Origin of the sequence: Candidatus Nitrotoga sp. M5 (genome assembly GCF_927904885.1) — a bacterium.
Lineage (GTDB): Bacteria > Pseudomonadota > Gammaproteobacteria > Burkholderiales > Gallionellaceae > Nitrotoga.
Map to the genome: position 1 here is coordinate 25,553 of NZ_CAKMNW010000027.1, position 17,211 is coordinate 42,763.

General features: G+C 52.2%; 17 protein-coding genes. 12 read left to right on the forward strand and 5 right to left on the reverse strand.

What is annotated here, in order from left to right:
- Positions 1 to 680: 680 nt before the first annotated feature.
- Both MJ770_RS15630 and MJ770_RS15405 read left to right on the forward strand, forming a co-directional pair.
- Complete coding sequence (locus MJ770_RS15630) at positions 681 to 1,091, forward strand: transposase (protein WP_445083137.1); 411 nt, start codon at positions 681 to 683, stop codon at positions 1,089 to 1,091.
- Complete coding sequence (locus MJ770_RS15405) at positions 1,088 to 1,213, forward strand: hypothetical protein (protein ID WP_256448807.1); 126 nt, start codon at positions 1,088 to 1,090, stop codon at positions 1,211 to 1,213. The genes MJ770_RS15630 and MJ770_RS15405 overlap by 4 nt, the downstream gene beginning before the upstream one ends.
- 329 nt (positions 1,214 to 1,542) lie before the next feature.
- Here MJ770_RS15405 and MJ770_RS07935 read toward each other — a convergent pair whose 3' ends face one another.
- Positions 1,543 to 1,800, reverse strand: a complete 258-nt coding sequence (locus MJ770_RS07935) for a GrpB family protein (RefSeq protein WP_256448810.1) — start codon at positions 1,798 to 1,800, stop codon at positions 1,543 to 1,545.
- A 161-nt stretch (positions 1,801 to 1,961) separates the two neighbouring features.
- Here MJ770_RS07935 and MJ770_RS07940 point away from each other — a divergent pair, with 161 nt between their 5' ends.
- From MJ770_RS07940 to MJ770_RS07960, 5 genes are all read left to right on the forward strand, one after another.
- Positions 1,962 to 2,762 carry an endonuclease/exonuclease/phosphatase family protein gene (locus MJ770_RS07940; protein ID WP_445083135.1) on the forward strand — a complete coding sequence of 267 codons (801 nt, stop codon included), beginning with the start codon at positions 1,962 to 1,964 and terminating at the stop codon, positions 2,760 to 2,762.
- Entirely contained in the window at positions 2,759 to 4,003 is a 1,245-nt protein-coding gene (gene clsB / locus MJ770_RS07945) for a cardiolipin synthase ClsB (RefSeq protein WP_256448808.1), read from the forward strand. Before MJ770_RS07940 ends, clsB begins: the two co-directional genes overlap by 4 nt.
- Positions 3,990 to 4,994: a lysylphosphatidylglycerol synthase domain-containing protein gene (locus tag MJ770_RS07950; RefSeq protein WP_239251077.1), complete on the forward strand. Its 1,005-nt coding sequence runs from the start codon at positions 3,990 to 3,992 to the stop codon at positions 4,992 to 4,994. Before clsB ends, MJ770_RS07950 begins: the two co-directional genes overlap by 14 nt.
- A gap of 185 nt (positions 4,995 to 5,179) precedes the next feature.
- Positions 5,180 to 5,365, forward strand: a complete 186-nt coding sequence (locus tag MJ770_RS07955) for a transposase (protein WP_239251078.1) — start codon at positions 5,180 to 5,182, stop codon at positions 5,363 to 5,365.
- A 3-nt stretch (positions 5,366 to 5,368) separates the two neighbouring features.
- Positions 5,369 to 5,989 carry an addiction module toxin RelE gene (locus tag MJ770_RS07960; RefSeq protein WP_239251079.1) on the forward strand — a complete coding sequence of 207 codons (621 nt, stop codon included), beginning with the start codon at positions 5,369 to 5,371 and terminating at the stop codon, positions 5,987 to 5,989.
- Between the two features lie 135 nt (positions 5,990 to 6,124).
- On the opposite strand, the gene MJ770_RS07965 is transcribed toward MJ770_RS07960, so the two are convergent.
- The 4 genes from MJ770_RS07965 to MJ770_RS07980 all read right to left on the reverse strand — a co-directional run bounded on the left by MJ770_RS07965 (position 6,125) and on the right by MJ770_RS07980 (position 9,946).
- The gene (locus tag MJ770_RS07965; protein ID WP_239251080.1) at positions 6,125 to 7,027 is read right to left on the reverse strand and encodes a universal stress protein; all 903 of its coding nucleotides are present in this window, start codon (positions 7,025 to 7,027) and stop codon (positions 6,125 to 6,127) included.
- Positions 7,024 to 8,670 (reverse strand): cation:proton antiporter, encoded by a 1,647-nt coding sequence (locus MJ770_RS07970; protein ID WP_239251081.1) that lies wholly within the window; start codon positions 8,668 to 8,670, stop codon positions 7,024 to 7,026. The genes MJ770_RS07965 and MJ770_RS07970 overlap by 4 nt, the downstream gene beginning before the upstream one ends.
- 99 nt (positions 8,671 to 8,769) lie before the next feature.
- A complete protein-coding gene (locus MJ770_RS07975) occupies positions 8,770 to 8,949 on the reverse strand; it encodes a hypothetical protein (protein ID WP_256448809.1) in 180 nt (59 codons plus the stop codon).
- Between the two features lie 103 nt (positions 8,950 to 9,052).
- Positions 9,053 to 9,946, reverse strand: coding sequence for a LysR family transcriptional regulator (locus MJ770_RS07980; RefSeq protein WP_239251082.1), 894 nt, complete (start codon positions 9,944 to 9,946; stop codon positions 9,053 to 9,055).
- A 266-nt stretch (positions 9,947 to 10,212) separates the two neighbouring features.
- On the opposite strand from MJ770_RS07980, the gene MJ770_RS07985 reads away from it, so the two are divergent.
- From MJ770_RS07985 to MJ770_RS08010, 5 genes are all read left to right on the forward strand, one after another.
- Positions 10,213 to 11,022, forward strand: coding sequence for a DODA-type extradiol aromatic ring-opening family dioxygenase (locus tag MJ770_RS07985; protein WP_239251083.1), 810 nt, complete (start codon positions 10,213 to 10,215; stop codon positions 11,020 to 11,022).
- A gap of 150 nt (positions 11,023 to 11,172) precedes the next feature.
- Positions 11,173 to 11,553: a DoxX family protein gene (locus tag MJ770_RS07990; RefSeq protein ID WP_239251084.1), complete on the forward strand. Its 381-nt coding sequence runs from the start codon at positions 11,173 to 11,175 to the stop codon at positions 11,551 to 11,553.
- Between the two features lie 623 nt (positions 11,554 to 12,176).
- Complete coding sequence (locus MJ770_RS08000; protein WP_239251085.1) at positions 12,177 to 13,490, forward strand: hypothetical protein; 1,314 nt, start codon at positions 12,177 to 12,179, stop codon at positions 13,488 to 13,490.
- A gap of 14 nt (positions 13,491 to 13,504) precedes the next feature.
- Positions 13,505 to 13,942, forward strand: coding sequence for a phosphate ABC transporter substrate-binding protein (locus MJ770_RS08005; protein WP_239251086.1), 438 nt, complete (start codon positions 13,505 to 13,507; stop codon positions 13,940 to 13,942).
- Positions 13,943 to 14,129: 187 nt separating this feature from the next.
- On the forward strand, positions 14,130 to 17,207 hold the full coding sequence (locus MJ770_RS08010; RefSeq protein ID WP_239251087.1) for a response regulator: 3,078 nt from the start codon (positions 14,130 to 14,132) through the stop codon (positions 17,205 to 17,207).
- Positions 17,208 to 17,211 lie beyond the last annotated feature (4 nt).

The following is a 17,211-nucleotide window of genomic DNA, read 5'->3' on the forward strand; positions in this document are numbered from 1 at the left end:
TGCCAGAGACTCGCCAAGCATTGGCTTTTCAACCTGAATTCCGCAGTTCATTTACATCGAAAAGGCGCTAAATTTGACAGTTGTCCGCTAAATTAGGCACAGTATTTTTGCCATACAAATCGCGCTATGCCTAAAATTCAGAATAGGTTAATAAGAATACCACTATCGGTAATTACCAACTTAAAACTGGTACATAAATTATAGATGCTGGCCATTATTTGCCTTGAATTACCTGGATATGAGTACTGCCAGTTGTTCGTAATGACGAACCTGTCACTGGAGCGGCCACCAATCGTAAAGAATTTGCAATGGGCGCGCCAAATGCGACTCAAAAAACGATAATAAGGCTTTTGTGTGCGATGATAAGGCCGACGAAATCAAGGAGTCAGCCAGCTTAATTTATCATTATTTTTTGATTTCAAGCTGGCTGACTCCTGGCTCACTTATTTAGGTTTAAATCAGAACAAAGTAAAGGTTTGAACTAATTGATTTTACGGTGTAATGCTGAAATGACGTTCAGAGTTTAACTAACAATCCAGTGATAGCACATATATTCAAGTAATTATTTTTCCAATAAAATTATTTATCTAATTGTTTTTATTGTGTATTATTTTAACTTGGAATACCATATAGCCACAAAAATAATGACAAATCAAGCTGACTGACCCCTTGATATTTTTATCACCCGCCCCGCAATTGCCAATGAATGTCTGACACTCAACAATGCTGGTCAGGTGGTGTTGACGCTAAAGACGCCTTGTCGGGATGGCACGACGCATATTGTCATGTCGCCGTTAGAATTCATGCAACGCCTGGCCGCATTGGCTCCTCTGCCAAGACTCAACCTGATTCGTTTTGCGAGTTTTTGCTTCGCAAAATACCTGCTAACCCCTTTTCATGGCGTGCTTGCACCTGATGCCAAACTGAGCCCAAAGATTATTCCAGGCGAGAAGAAAAGCAAAATAGCCCATCCGATGCGAATGACGATGTACAATATTCCCAGGTTTCCTTGCGTATCAGTTGGGCACGCCTGTTATAGCGGGTGTTTGATATCGACATCAAACACTGTCCGCACTGTGGTGGAAATATGAAAATCATCGCCGCCATCTTGGAAAAAGCCGCAATCACTAAAATTCTTGATCATCTCGGTCTACCTGCCCGGGCACCGCCTAGAGCACCTGCACAAATCCACAATCTTTTCGAGCCAACCTGATCCCGTGCTCACTCCTTTCAATCCCCTTCATCACGGGGCTGGCCTTTACCCCTGGGCGTCTTTCTCCTGAAGCGGCAAAACCTTTGACTTTTCGTGCTAACTGAACCGGAATATAGTCATATTTCGATCGATTATCACCGTGTTTGACAATTGAGCCAGCTATCAGTACATTTGAATCTCGTGAAAAAGGGGGTCTATTTTTCCTGTACCCCCACGCTTGGATGCGCGATCAGGTAGTCGCGAAACAGCAGGCAGTCCCATTCGGGGGCGTCCGGCGGCAACATGTGCAGGAGGTGGGTGCGCCGGCCCTGCGTATCGCGCTTGATGAATCAGGTGTATTCGGGTGTCATGTTATCGCGCCACGACGGACGCCAGAAATATTCGTAACCATGGCGCTCAAGGATCGGATCGATGGTGTCGTGCACGCGCTGCAGGGACGGCACCTCGACCAGCATGTCGATGATCGCTTGGCCACCATGCCCGGACGCAGTGCTGCCGAAGTGCGCAATGCGGCCCAGCATGGCCGCCGGCACGATGGCACGCAGACGCAGGGCCTCCTGCTCGAACCGGCGCTGGCCATTGCGGATCTTAGTCGCTCAGAGCGACCATTTCTTCCCGGGCCCGGCGGACCCGTTGCCGTGCATTCGACATGGAACAGGGGTGGTTGTGTCGCTGCCAAGTTGCATTGGTGCGAGCCACAGTGATTGCCGTCATTCTCCTACAGTCGTATTCAGGGTTGAATGCCAGAATGATTCCGACGATTGACCATACCATTGCCGACAGAAACTCATTGATGCCGATGCCCCGACCATCCTTCCGCGTATTAACCGTGAACATGCACAAAGGTTTCGGTTTCCTCAACCGCAGGTTCATCCTGCCCGAGTTGCGCAGCGCCGTGCGGGCGGTACAGGCCGATGTCGTTTTCCTGCAGGAAGTGCAGGGCGACCACACCGAACACGCGATGCGGCAGGCCGACTGGCCGCCAGTGCCGCAGTATGAATTCCTGGCCGACGAGATGTGGCCTGAGTTTGCATACGGGCGCAACGCGGTCTATCCGCAGGGCCACCATGGCAACGCGCTGCTGTCCAAGTACCCGATCGTGCAAAACCAGAACTGGGATATGTCGATCGAAGGCACTGAAAGGCGTGGACTGCTGCACTGCACGCTGGCCGTGCCAGGTTTCGGCGATGTGCATGCCGTGTGTGTGCACCTCGGGCTGCTGGAGGACCATCGGCGCCAGCAATTGGATATATTGTGCGCCATGGTGAACGATGAAATTCCGCCACAGGCGCCGCTGGTCGTGGCCGGTGACTTCAACGACTGGCGTTCCCGCGCCAACGACCATCTGACACATGATGCCGGGTTGCAGGAGGTCTTCGAGATGGTGTACGGACGCTCGGCGCGCACGTTCCCGGCTCGTTTCCCGGTGTTCAGGCTCGATCGGATCTATGTGCGGGGCGCGGGCGCGCATGCGCCCATGGTGCTGCCGCGCAGGCCGTGGTCGCACCTGTCCGACCATGCGCCGCTGGCTGCGGACATCGACCTGTGAAGCCCATATCGCGCTGGATCGGTGGCAACAGCGTGCGCCTGCTCGAAAACGGGGAGGCGTATTTTCCGGCCGTCTTCGATGCGATCCGGGCGGCCCTTCATGAGGTCATTGTCGAGACCTTCATCCTGTTCGAAGACAAGGTCGGCAACGAACTGCATGCCGTTTTGCTCGACGCCGCACGGCGCGGCGTGCGCATCGACGTGCTGGTGGACGGATTCGGTTCATCGGAGCTCACGCCACCGTTCATCGAAGCACTGACGCAGGCCGGGGTCCGGCTGAGTGTGTTCGACCCGGCCAAGCCGGTGCTGGGCGTGCGCTTCAATGTATTGCGCCGGATGCACCGCAAGATCGTGGTCGTCGACGCCGAGCGGGCCTTCGTGGGCGGCATCAATTTCTCGTTCGACCATTTGCGCGCCTTCGGCCCCGAGGGCAAGCAGGACTACGCAGTCGAAATACACGGACCGATCGTGCCGCATATCCATGGTTTTGTGCGCGCGATTGCCGACCAGTCCGCTGCGCGCGAGCCGGCCCCGTCGGTCGCCGCCGTCCAGCCGGCGCCCACGAACGAAGCGGCGGGTGACGCCGAGATGATCTTCGTGACGCGCGATAACCATCGGCACCGCAATGACATCGAGCGCCATTACCGCGCCGCGATTCGCACGGCGCGTCAACGGGTCGTGCTGGCGAATGCGTATTTTTTCCCGGGCTACCTGCTGCTGCGCCAGTTGCGGCGTGCCGCTCGGCGTGGTGTCTACGTGGCGCTGATCCTGCAGGGCGAACCCGACATGCCGATTGCCAAGAGCGCAGCCAGCCTGTTGTACGGCTACCTGCAGGGTGCCGGAGTGCACATTTTTGAATACTGTGAGCGGCCGCTACACGGCAAGGTCGCGGTGGTGGACGATGCTTGGTCCACTGTCGGCTCCAGTAATCTGGACCCGCTCAGCCTGACCCTGAACCTGGAGGCCAACCTGGTGATCCGCGACGCCAGCTTCACCCGCCAACTGGACGCGCGCCTGCAATACCTGATCGACAACCACTGCAAGGTGATTGCGCCCGAGGCCCCCTCGCCGTTCTGGGCATTCTGGCGGCCGTTGCGCGGCTTTTTGCTGTTTCATCTGCTGAGCGGCTATTCGCGGTGGTTCGGCTGGTTACCCCGGCGTGTGCCGAAGGTCCACCGCCTAGGCCCGCAAGCCGGCCCGAATGTGGCCTCCGACGAAGGAGCGCCCGATGGCGCGAGCTGAACCTGCGACAGTGCCGCGCTCCGCAGGCACCACTGATCCCGCCCTGGCACAACACCCGTGGTGGCCCTGGGTGCGCCGTGGCCTGATACTGATCTTCTTTGTCGCAGTGGCGGTGTTGCTGGTGCGTTTTGGCCGTGAAGTCGAATGGGACGCAGTCTGGAAGACCGTGCGCGCCAATCCGCCCGCCACGTTGCTGCTGGCGGCGGCATTGGCAGCGGTCAGTCACGCCCTGGTTGCCAGTTTCGACCTGCTAGGGCGCAGCGTGACCGGACACAGCCTGTCGGCGCCGCGGGTGTTGTCGGTCGCCTGGGTGTCGTATGTGTTCAACCTGAACCTCGGAGCGCTGGTGGGAGGCGCGGGTTTCCGTTTCCGGCTGTATTCGCGACTGGGCCTGGACAACGGCGTGATCGCCCATGTTTACGGCCTGAGCGTGTTGACCAACTGGCTCGGTTACCTCGTGCTGATCGGCGCCACTTTCCTGCTGGCACCCATTGCGTTGCCGCCCGGCTGGGAGTTCGGGAGCCATGGGCAGACCATGGCGGGGGTCGTTCTGCTGTTGCTTGCGCTGGCCTATCTGCTCGCCTGCGGCTTCGCGCCGGGCCGCAGCTGGCAATGGCACGGACACTGCTTCACATTGCCGACTGGGCGAGTTGCCATGGTGCAACTGGCAATGTCGCTGACGAACTGGGCGGTGATTACGACCATCCTCTACATCTTGCTGGGTCAGAAAATCGACTACCCGGTGGTGCTGGGTGTGATGCTGATGGCCGCCGTTGCCGGGGCCGTCACGCATGTGCCGGCCGGCTTGGGCGTGCTCGAGGCGGTGTTTGTCGCCTTGCTCGGGGACGCGATGTCGCAATCGAGCATACTGGCGGCCTTGCTCACGTACCGGGCCCTGGTCTACCTGGCGCCGTTGTTACTCGCGCTGGCGGCTTATGTGGTGATGGAGGCCGGGCTGCGCAAGAACAACCCGGCTCCACAGCGGGCCTGACAGACGGATACCGCGCACCTCACCGCCACACGACATAACGCAACACATGGAAGGGAAGGCAAGGACAGACATGGGCAGCACCGGATTCAACCTCGATGTGCCGATCGCACGGATGACCGAGGCCGGTTACCGCCTGGTCGTGGCCCTGCCCGCAAAAAACGTTACGATTTGGATTTTTAGGTGGTTTGTATCACCTGACTTCATGGGGAGATCGACGAGAGGATACTTATGAATCAGACGATGACCGGAATATTTTTTTAAAGATTTTAGGTGAAGTATGTCTGTTTTACAATTGGGTGTGTCATAGTTATTGCTTGATGAGCAATCATTACCATCTATTAATAGAAACGCCCGATGCGAATTTATCATAAGGAATGCGTCAGCTAAATGGTGTTTATAGTCAAACGTTCAATCGTAACCACAAGTGTATTGGTCACATATTTCAAAAGCGCTATAAAGCAATACTTGTTGAAAAAGACAGTTCTTTACTAGAGCTCGCACGTTATATCGTACTAAATCCAGTTAGGGCTGGAATGGTGCAATTCGCTGAGGAATGGAAATGGAGTAGTTATCGAGTGACCATTAACCAAGCGCCCCATTCTCTCTGGCTTAGTACTGACTGGATACTCGCTGGTTTTGGGCAAACAAAAGGAGTGGTTATTAAAGCTTATAAGCGATTTGCCTTGGAAGGTGCCGCTCAGACTTCGCCTTGGTTAAATTTAAAAAATCAGGTTTTCTTAGGCAGCGATGTATTTGTGGCGCGTATAAGTCAACAAATTGATGGCAGCAAAGACCTGCGAGATATTCCCGCTTCTCAGCGACGGAGTATCTCGAAGCCCTTGAAATATTATGGTGATAAGATTAAAAATCGTAACGCAGCAATTACATGCGCTTATAAAAGCGGTGGTTACTCTATGAAAGAGGTCGGTGAATATTTTGGTTTATCTTATTCGATGGTCAGGCGAATCATAAAGGATTCAATATTCAAGACCTGACACGTTATTCATACTGCTTGGGATGTTATTGCTGCGCAATTGGCTGGTTAACTAATTATAGTTTTGCAGTGCTTATTCTCCGTGCCTGTGCTGAAACTGCAGCCAAGCATTAAGGCAGGGTGCTACACCAGAGGATCATGGTTGCGTCTCCTGCCCCGGCGGCATCACTAATACATCGCAGGCCGCATCCAGCAAAAGATGCTTGGTCATGCCGCCCAGAAAGAAATCGATAATTTCCGATTTGCCATGTTTACCCACCACCACCATGTCCGCCGCCGTTTCACGCAGCAGTTCTGGGATGACAGCTTCCGGCGTACCGTGCTTTACGCGGATATCGACATGCCCTCCTCCCTTCAGGCCGTCTGCAAGAGTGTATAGCGCATCTTGGGCGTATTGACGCTCCTCTTGGCGTAAGCGATTAACATCTTCTTCGGAGACTCCGGCAAAGTTCAGCTTGCCCTCGAAAGGCAAATCGAAAGCATGCGCCAGGGTGAGATGGGCCTCGGGCGCAACGCGGCGGGCAATCTCGGCTACCGCAAGACTGTGGACTGAAAGATCGAGCGGTATCAACACGCGCCGGTAGGGTCCGTCAGGCTCATTACGCACCACTAGTACTGGCATGGCGGTTTCTCGTATCACCCGTTCAGCGGTAGAACCAAGGAAGAGTTCGCGCGCTGGATGTTCGCCCATCGCACCTAATATCACCATGTCCGCGCAAATTTCCTGCGCGGCACGGCTGATCTCGCAGTGTGTCTGGCCAACCACGAGCAGTGGCGTCACCTCTATCTGCCAGCGCCCGGCTAGATTTTCCGCCAGCAGGCGCAAGGCGTCCTCGTAATGCCTGATCAACTGTGCTTCGGTACTGGCGTAACCGTGCAGCAGACGGTCACGCAGACGTTCCAGCGCAAGGCCGCTCAGACTATGCATCAGGGTGAGGCAGGCACCGTGCTCTGCCGCCAGCAGTGCGGCGCGTTCTTCAGCATGCCCGGCAGTGGTGGAGAAGTCAGTGGCGGCCAAAAAAGTGGTGATCGGTTTCACGCAGGAACCTCATTTTCTCGCAGGATGTGTTGGAGTTTATCTGCAGCATATTCAGCTGCGTCAAAGTAGGGGTAAAATATAAGTTCCGCTCCGACTTTTTTCAGCATATCAATGTCTGCTTCACTGTACGCAGTGACCGCGACCGGACCGGTGTAACCGTGCTCGCGTAGGGCAGTAATCAGAACGCGGTTGACGCTGCTGTCGTGCAAGGTGCTGACCGCCCAGCGCACCTCGGCGAGGGGCAAGCTGGCGGGAAGTTCGGCATCCTCGGCATCGCCGAAGCGGGCATTAAGCCCACGATGGCGAGCGTGCCGCACGGCTTCGGGATCGAAATCCACACCCAGCGTATTAATATCCTGATCGCATAGGCGCTGCATCAGCCTACCGCCATAGCGCCCAAGACCGAACACAACTACCGCAGGCGTTGGCTCCGATTTTGGTATTGTCATGCGTTCGCGGAATGGTAACCGACGCTCAAACACACTCAATGAAAACTTGAGTTTTTCGTACAAGGTCTGACTGTTAAGCACCAGATAAGTGCAGACGCTGATAGTCACCAGACCGATCAGGGTAACCAGTCCCAGAGTATCGCCACCAACGTGACCCAAGCTCATACCCATGGCAACGAAGACGATGGAAAACTCGGATATCTGCGCCACCGTGAGACCCGCCATGAAACCGGTGCGCTTGCGGTAGCCCATATAACCCATAATAGCCATCACAATAAGGGGATTGCCAATCAGCACGAACGCTGACAGTACCAGCGCCGCCACAATCTGCCCCTCGAAGGCCTCGAATTCCAGCCTTGCTCCCAGGTCGAGGAAGAAAAATAACAGCAGAAAATCACGCACCGGGTTGAGCCGGCCACTCATTGCCTCGCGGTAAGGTGAAGTCGCTAGCGAGAAGCCGGCAAGAAACGCACCCACCTCTTTGCTGAATCCAAACATTTCTCCCATGCTCGCAAGTGCAACGCCCCAAGCGATGGCAAACAGCAGCATCAGTTCTTGCGATCGCGCCACCAGATCGAGCAGGCGCGGCAGCACATAACGCATGACTATGGTCAGCAGCAAACCAGCAACAGCGAGTTTCAGCGTGATCATGCCCAGAGTTGCGGCTATACCGTCTGCTCCCGCCATGTTAAGGGTGCTCATGGTCATCATGGCAATGAGCACGGCGATATCCTGCACGATGAGGAAGCCCACAGCGATGCGGCCGTGAAGAGAGTCCAGTTCCTTTTTGTCCGACAGCAGCTTGACAATGATGATGGTGCTGGAGAAGGTCAGCGCTACCGCTATGTAAATGGCCTTGAGGTGATCCATGCCCAAAGCAAGCCCCAGCAGGTAACCAAACAGGATGGTAAAAAATAGCTGCCCCAGCCCCGTGGCCAGTGCCACAGCGCCCAAACGGCGCACCAAATTCAAATCAAGCTTGAGACCAACTGTAAAGAGTAATACCGCCACCCCCACCTGAGCCAGCAGATCAAGCGGATCGTGCGCCGTTATCCAGCCCAAAGCTACCGGCCCAGCCAGGATACCCACCATAATATAGGCCAGGATCAAAGGCTGGTGTAGTCGGATCGCCAAGGCACCAATACAGGCGGCAGCGGCGAGCAGCAGAGCGATTTCCTGAAAATGGTCGGTCATGACGGTTCCACCGAAGAGTGCCAGAGGCGGTTGTTAATTTCCATGCTGAAAGTAATCCAAGTTATTGAGGATGTACATAAGAAACAGCCCCAAGATCACTCAAACCAGTCTTATCACACTATGCCTTTGTGGGCGGAAGATCAAGCCCGCAACCAGAATGATAATATTGAATAAATTGCTGCCCAACAAGTTGGCTCTGGCTATATCCAGCGCCCGAATGCGCAGCTCTGAGAGGGTGACCGCCACTTTGAGGCTGGAGGTCACTGCTGCAACCAGCAAGGTTCCGACAAAACCGGCAAGGGATTAAGAGTAACTTGGCAGGTTGGGTTGGATAATAATGAAGCCTAATATCACCAGGGTAGATGAATAGATGCGTTGCCTGTCAATGTGCTTTGGAGATGCCCGATGAAACGACATCCAGCGCAGTTTGGATAAATGCACGCACCTTGGGCGATGCATATTTTTGGCTCGCGTAGACAAAGTAGACCGCGCCTACTCCCTTCGATTTCCATTGCGAAAGAATCGGCACAAGCGTGCCGGCTTCTACCGCATCTGCGGACAGGAAGTCAGGCAGCCAACAGATTCCTTCGCCAAGGATGGTCAATGCTTTGATGGTTTCAAGATCATCAGCAAGGACGCGGCTGACGACTGGAACATCTACTTCTGACTTGCCATTCGTAAGCCGCAGTTCGTCGATCCCCTTACGTCCGACGAACGACGCCTTGACCAAATCCTTGGGATGAGTGAACTTGCCGAATTCTTGGGCATAAGCCGGAGAAGCCCAAAGACTAGCGCGCAAATCAAAAAAACGTTTCGCTATCAATGACGAATCTTGCAGCGTGCCGGCGCGGATAGCCAGGTCGACGCCTTCCTCGACTAGATCGACTATCTGATTTGAAATCACCAGCTCAACGGTAACATCGGGATATTTCGCTAAATAGGCGCAGATAACTCGAGGAAGCACCGTACGCCCTATATCTACAGGCGCGGTGACCTTGAGTACGCCAGTCGGCTTGCTTTGCGACAATTCAAGGGCCGCCTTCCCGAGCTCCACCTCCCGAACGGCATTTGCGCAATGATGAAAGTATTTCTCGCCAACTTCTGTCACATGCAATTTACGGGTGGTGCGGTGAATCAGGTTCACGCCCAGTCGCTTTTCCAGAGCTGCGAGCTTGGCGCTGACAGTCGTCTTGGGCATGCCCAGCAGTCTTGCTGCTTTGGAAAGACTACCAGCTTCCACAATTTTCACGAATACAGTAATTGCATCGAGATCCATATTATTGTCCAAAATTATGCACAGTGATTCCAAACTTTACCATCTAGTGCATTATCAAACAAACTCGTATAGTACTCACTCCAAGACACACATCGAAGATAACCGGTAAAACTAATGCGTAATTGCGTAGAAGGCACCAAACATAAATTTTAATTTAACCAAGGGCAGTCATGAAACAGCAGATGTCTTTGAAATTATTAATAATCAAGTAATTTGACTCATTATTTTATTAACTCGAATGTTAACTTTCGAAGGAGATCAAGTTTATGAAAAATTATCGCCAAGCACTCTTTTTATCACATGGAGGAGGACCACTGCCGCTACTGCAAGACGCTACCCACGACGAAATGGTTCAGTGCCTGAAAAACATTTCGGCGACAATAGAAAAACCGTCAGCAATAATTGTCGTGAGTGCTCATTGGGAAGAAAGTTGCTCCACAATAACATCGGGCAGTAATCCGCCGCTGATATACGACTATTATGGTTTTCCGGACGAATCCTACCAAATCACTTATCCATGCCCGGGCCAACCATTGTTAGCGCGCAAAATTGCCAAGCTCTTTTCGGAGGCAGGTATTCAATCCAGCCTTGATGAAACGCGGGGATTCGACCATGGCCTGTTTGTTCCGTTGAAATTGATGTATCCGGAAGCGGACATTCCCTGCGTCCAAATATCCTTGTTAAAAAATCTTCAACCTGAGGAACACGTCAAAGTTGGACAGGTGCTGCAGAAGCTGAACGATTCCTCTTTACTTGTAATAGGGTCAGGATTCTCATTTCACAATTTGCAAGCGTTCTTTGCACCGAACACTGCTGATACTAAAGTACAAAATGAATCATTTGAGGCTTGGTTGTTGGAAACGTGTGGTAGTTTGGAGCTTGGTGAGCGGGAGCGCATGAACAGACTTATCAATTGGGAGGCGGCACCGTTTGCGCGCTATTGCCACCCCAGAGAGGAGCATCTTTTACCGCTTCACGTGTGTTACGGATATATAGAAGCGGCATGCACGAAATCGTTTGAGCTTCAGATTTTGAATAAAAAATCTAGCATGTACCTTTGGCAAATCGAAAGTTAACAAATCATTTAAATAAACGATTGACATCAACGGTAGCTTGAGCATAAGGCATTGCTAGCGTTTAAATAGTTTGTAGTGTAATTTGTACCCAGTGGCTTGTTTTTGACTTTGAAGCCCAACTCGTATCTAAACCTTAAAAGGGAGTTAAAGATGAAATTTTTAGATAAATTCCAGGAACCAGCCTACGCTTTATTAAGAATCGTGAGCGGTTTTTTATTTTTGTGCCACGGCACGCAGAAGCTATTCAGTTTCCCTATACCTTTTCCCTACGGCCCACTGAATCCAATGACTACCGCGGCTGGTGTTATTGAACTGGTGGGTGGAACACTGATCATAATTGGTCTACTCACTCGACCCGCCGCATTTATTTGCAGTGGAATGGCGGCTGCCGCTTACTTCATTGCACATGCTAACCAGAACTTTTTCCCGATTGCGAATGGTGGTGAGCTAGTGACCTTGTATTGCTTTATCTTTTTGTTTATCGCGACTCGTGGCCCAGGTATCTGGAGTGTGGACAAATTGCGTTCATAAAATTGAGCACTGAATAATTTATGGTCACCTGAACCAATTAAAATGCCCTCCGGTTTTGCCGGAGGGCATTTTAAGTAAACCCTTCAAAAGGGCCGGTAAAACCGTGAGCCACGTAAGGCGGCTATAACTTTCAGTTACTTCTGGTCATATCGTTCATCGTCTGCCTCTTGATTGCGAATTTACGCTCTAACCATTTCTTCATCTAATCCTACTGCCGATACGAAATAGCTTCTTACCCAGAACGCCTCTCCAGTGAATTTCACTCGACAGAAGGGTGAGGTCGTATTTGTATGGCTGGTACGTTGTGAGCTTCGTAGTCTTACTAACTCAAACCTGTCTTGCAATGTCTGGTTGGCACGTTCTACGCGCCCCTTCGCCTGCGGACTGAAGGTTGGCGCTCCTTTATTTCTGTTTGCTTGATAGATGCACCAAGCCTGAAAAAGACTTGCAATGATAACTTGACAGATTGCCCGGAGACGCTGGTGAAAATTTTCTGTGGGCATTGCAACCGAAATCCAAAGCACATGGGGTTCTTTCTAATTCAACTGTCCCTCAAGTATCCTGTCATGCCTCCGTTATAAGTCCAAACACATGGAGGTGCTTGATGATGTATTGGACAAATTTTGAAACATAGCAACATATTAAGTGCGGTATGGAATGCCGCCATCGCTGCGATCATCGTCTCCGGCGCCGCTGCTCCCTTCGCGAGTGCTGCCGATGATGTGACGAAACCTACTTTTGCACTGCGCGGATTCGGGACGCTCGGCCTCGTTCACTCAAGTGAAAAAAATGCCGATTTTACGAGCGGATTCTTCGAACCAAATGGAGCCGGTTATACACGTAATTGGGCACCAGGCGTGGACACAAAATTAGGCGTGCAAGCCGACGCGCAGTTCAGCGACAAATTTTCCGCCGTCTTTCAACTTGTTTCCCAGCATCAGTATAACAATACCTACAAACCTCGCGTCGAATGGGCCAATCTGAAGTATCAGTTCACGCCTGATTTCGACATCCGCCTCGGCCGCACCGTAGCGACGCCGTTTATGGTGTCAGACACACGTTTGGTGGGCTATGCCAATCTGTGGATTCGCCCACCACGTGAGGTATACGGGCTCGTGCCGATTACCAACAAAGACGGTATCGACGTAAATTACCGATTCGGCGTTGGTGAAGCGACCAATTCGGTGCATTTCTCCTACGGGGCGGCTAACCCGAAGTTGCCGGATTCCGGAACCGTCAAGGCTAAAAACTATGTCACTCTGGCGAATACGTTAAATTACGGGCCAATAGCTCTACGCGCGTCCTATTCATGGGGGCGCATCGATCTGCATACGCCGGAGACTGATGCGCTTCTTGACGGCTTAACGCAATTCGGCAATACAGTCTCGGCGATTCCGGGTTTCGCAACAGAAGGTAAGCAGGCGCTCAATCTAGCGAACAAATACCGCTTCCACAATGAGCCGCTTTCATTTATTTCATTCGGCGCAAGCTATGACCGTGATGAGTGGCTGCTCATGGCAGAGTGGGCTGTTCTAAATGGGGCTTCTTTCCTGGCAAGCTCTACAGCATGGCATGCCACAGCGGGTTACCGAATTGGTAAATTCACTCCCTACATGACAGTGGCTCAGTTGCGCCCCGATAAACAATCAGAAACAGGAATATCGACTGCCGCATTGGCGGCGATTCCATCCCTCGCCGCAACCGCGGCGGCATTCAATAGCGGGATTAATAGAACTCTGACCGCCGGGGCATTCGGGCAAAAAAGCTTAGTTGCTGGTGTGCGCTGGGACTTTATTAAAAACACCGCGCTCAAGGTGCAGTATGACTATATGATTCTAGATTCGATGTCGAGCGGAAGGTTAAGTAACATCCAGCCGAACTTCCAACCTGGCGGCAAAGTCAACGCAATCAGCATCGCTTTGGATTTCATATTTTGAACAATGTAAGACGCATGCCAATCAAACTGAAAATGTGCGCGACCGCATTGGCACTCTACCTAATTACCAGCGCCATTACCAACGCAGCATCCGCGGATGTGGTGGCCGTGGTTTCAGCCAAAAGCTCGGTTACTTCCCTGACAGCATACCAATTGACAGACATTTTTCTGGGACGGTCTGCCCGCTTCCCCGACGGCACAAAGGCAATACCGTGCGATCTCGCCGAGGATTCTCCGTTGCGCAACGAGTTCTACACCAATCTAATCGGCAAATCCCAGGCGCAAATAAAAAGCCATTGGTCAAAGCTCATTTTTACCGGCAGAGGCCAACCGCCGCGAGAGGTGGCTACGGCTGAGAAAGCGAAGCAACTGGTTGCAGAAAATCCAAACGTCATCTGCTACATTGACAGAAGTCAGATCGACAAGAGTGTCACTGTATTGTTCCCCCTATAACAACAGGGCTGCTGCTCATAATTCAAACCAAAAATTAGTTGGAAAATATAAATGGTCACCAAAATTAGTCATGGCTCCACGACACTATCCTTGCACCGAGTCCAACTTCTGTTACTGCCCTTTCGACAGGAGAAAAAAATATTTTTATGGCATTACTCAACCTAACTGACGAAGCCGGAAGAACATAATGGTTTCGCCAAAACTACCGCGCATTAAATCCGGCGCCACGCCCCACTGGCTCGATCACCTAACGAAGCCTGAAGTCCTGTTTCCTGTGATTGCAGCTATTTGCCTTGCCGTTATTTGGGGGACCACAATTAACCTGATCAAGGTCGAGCGGACGAACGCCGAGCACAGCGTAAAGGCTTCAACGATTGAGCTTGTAGATACATATGAAGCGCAGATGCTACGCAACTTGCACGAAATCGATCGAACTTTGCAAGTGGTGAAATACGCTTACGAGTCAACCGGCGACCCGAAGGTACTGTCAACATTGAAACAAAAGGGCTTGCTGCCGCCGGACCTGCTATTCGCGATCAGCATTACGGACTCAAGCGGGAAATCAATCGCGAGCACCCGTGCCGGCGTAATGACAGCTGACTCAGCTGAAAGCTATTCATATCATCTCACATCACCTGATTTGTGGATCAGCCATGCCAAGCAATACTCAAAGAATAGCGAGTGGAAAATGGAATTCAGTCGCGGCATGATTGCGGCTGATGGAAGCCTCGCAGGTATCGTAACGCTGACAACGGATGCAGCCTATTTCGTCAGCGGTTACGAAAAAAACAAGCTCGGTGATTATGGATTGCTGGGACTTGTAGGAACGGAGGATGGCGTGTTTAGAGTTCGCCGCACGGGCGACACATTATTTTTCAGCGACAAGTTTAAAAACGCCGGGATACTTGCAACCGGGACAACTCAGGACGCCGTGGTTTCGCATACAATCAAAAATACATGGGACGGTGTGGTCCGTTTTACCGGCATCAGGCAAATGTATGCATTTCCTTTCACCTTGGTCGTGGGCGTTTCTGAGCAAGAACAGTTGGCGGCATCCAACGCAGTTGCAGGGACGTTCGTCTGGCGTGCGACGATCATAAGCGTACTGCTAATACTTTTTATAGCTGCCTTGGGCCGCGTGAGCTGGAAGCTCGCGCAGACGGCCAAGCGGGAGAATGAAGCAAGGCTTGCGTCTGACGCGCGCAAGCGCAATGAACAGGAACTCATTGCCGCCAAAGAAGCCGCCGAAGCGGCAAATGTTGCCAAATCCGCGTTCTTAGCCAGGATGAGCCATGAGATTCGCACGCCGATGAACGGCGTGCTGGGGATGGCCGAAATGTTGTTGAGCACCAAATTAATCGGTCCGCAGCGACGCTATGCGGAAATTGTGCATCGCTCCGGCGAGACACTACTCAAGCTTATCAATGACATTCTTGATTTTTCCAAGATCGAGTCTGGCAAACTGGAACTTGAACACGTCGAGTTCAACCTATGCGACTTAGTCGACGAAATGATGCGACTGTTTGCCGAACCAGCCCAAGCCAAGAAACTTGAGATTCACTATCAGTTTGCACTCGGTGTGCCCAAGACATTCATCGGCGATCCCTTGCGACTTCGGCAGATACTCACCAATCTGATCGGCAACGCCATCAAGTTTACTGAGACCGGCGAAATTGTGATTCGGGTCCAAATCATTGAAAACCAGGCCGACTCAGCCTTATTGCGTTTTGAGGTCAGCGATTCTGGGGTTGGTATCGCAATGAATGCGCAAGCTCGAATCTTCGAAGTTTTTTCCCAAGCGGATATCAGCACCACTCGTAAGTATGGCGGCACAGGATTGGGGCTCACCATTTCCAAGCAGCTTACGGAGATGTTAGGTGGCGAGATCGGACTCGAAAGTGAAGTGGGCAAGGGCTCGACCTTCTGGTTTACTGCATGTCTTGAAAAATGCTCACCATCATCGGAAGCAACATCCCATTCAATAAGGGTTCCGTCTATCCTGGATGGCGCGCGTGGTTTGATCATAAACGACAATGCAAAGAATTGCGAAACCCTCTGTCGGCAGCTCGGCGCACGAGGAATAAACATCGATATCGCGGCCAACGGCATCGAAGTACTGACAATGCTAGACGCAAGCGAACCATACGAATTCGCGATTCTGGATTCAAACATGCCAGGCTTGTCCGGCCTAGAACTTGCCAAGCGCATTCGCAATTCACCAAAAAATGCTTCGTTAAAGCTCGTGCTATTGATCTCCATGAAACACGAAGTCTCTGATGCAATCGCGAGCGAGCTAAACCTCGCTGACGTATTGAACAAGCCGGTGTCTCAAACACAGCTTTTCGATTACATCACCAAATTGACGAGCAGGCCCAAAAATACCGAAGAAATCGCCGCTTTCAATCTTGCAAAACGTAGCTACTCTCGCTTGAATGCGAAAGTCCTTCTGGTTGAGGACAGTTCGATTAATCAAGAAGTCGCGATAGCCATGCTGCATGATTTATGCAGTCAGGTAGAAGTCGCAGACGATGGGCGGAAAGCTGTGGCGGCATTTTCCAGCCATATTTCAAATGATGCCTTCGACTTGATCTTCATGGACTGCCAGATGCCAGAAATGGACGGTTTTGCTGCTACTATAGAGATTCGCCGACAAGAAGCATTGACTGCCATGTCTTCCACCGCTGCGACCTCAAGTGCGCGCCGCGTTCCTATTATCGCCCTCACAGCCGATGCCGTGATTGGCAACCGCGAACGATGTCTGGCCGCGGGGATGGATGATTACCTAGCCAAGCCATTCACTCAGGAGCAACTGAACGCGGTATTACAGCGCTGGCTGATCGTGAGTAAAGATCAGCCATCACCCACTCGGACGACAGCTCTGTCATCTTTACCCGACACTCCGAGCACTGACCGTAGGCTGCTTGATTTCAAAGCATTGGACAGGATACGTGCCCTGCAGCGGTCAGGGGCTCCTAATATTTTGAACAAAGTAATCACGCTGTACCTGGAAAATACACCCAAACTCCTAGATGCCATGCGGGACGCAGTAGCGCGATGTGATTGTGCCGCGATGCGCCGAGCAGCGCACACTTGCAAGTCGAACAGTGCCAATCTGGGCGCGTTCAGGATGACCAGTTTGTGCGAAGAGATAGAACAATACTCACGCGACGGTAATTACGAAGAGGCGAGGGCGAAATTTGTGTTAATCCAAGACGAATACACCAAGTTGGCACTTGTGCTTCCAATGCAATCCAACCCGACATGAAGAA

Excerpts from the sequence above, each read along its gene's own strand:
- MJ770_RS15405 (WP_256448807.1), top strand. The coding sequence starts at position 1,088 with ATGAAAATCATCGCCGCCATCTTGGAAAAAGCCGCAATCACTAAAATT.
- MJ770_RS07940 (WP_445083135.1), top strand. The coding sequence starts at position 1,962 with ATGATTCCGACGATTGACCATACCATTGCCGACAGAAACTCATTGATG.
- MJ770_RS07950 (WP_239251077.1), top strand. The coding sequence starts at position 3,990 with ATGGCGCGAGCTGAACCTGCGACAGTGCCGCGCTCCGCAGGCACCACT.
- MJ770_RS07960 (WP_239251079.1), top strand. The coding sequence starts at position 5,369 with ATGCGTCAGCTAAATGGTGTTTATAGTCAAACGTTCAATCGTAACCAC.
- MJ770_RS07970 (WP_239251081.1), bottom strand. The coding sequence starts at position 8,670 with ATGACCGACCATTTTCAGGAAATCGCTCTGCTGCTCGCCGCTGCCGCC.
- MJ770_RS07980 (WP_239251082.1), bottom strand. The coding sequence starts at position 9,946 with ATGGATCTCGATGCAATTACTGTATTCGTGAAAATTGTGGAAGCTGGT.
- MJ770_RS07985 (WP_239251083.1), top strand. The coding sequence starts at position 10,213 with ATGAAAAATTATCGCCAAGCACTCTTTTTATCACATGGAGGAGGACCA.
- MJ770_RS07990 (WP_239251084.1), top strand. The coding sequence starts at position 11,173 with ATGAAATTTTTAGATAAATTCCAGGAACCAGCCTACGCTTTATTAAGA.
- MJ770_RS08005 (WP_239251086.1), top strand. The coding sequence starts at position 13,505 with ATGCCAATCAAACTGAAAATGTGCGCGACCGCATTGGCACTCTACCTA.
- MJ770_RS08010 (WP_239251087.1), top strand. The coding sequence starts at position 14,130 with ATGGTTTCGCCAAAACTACCGCGCATTAAATCCGGCGCCACGCCCCAC.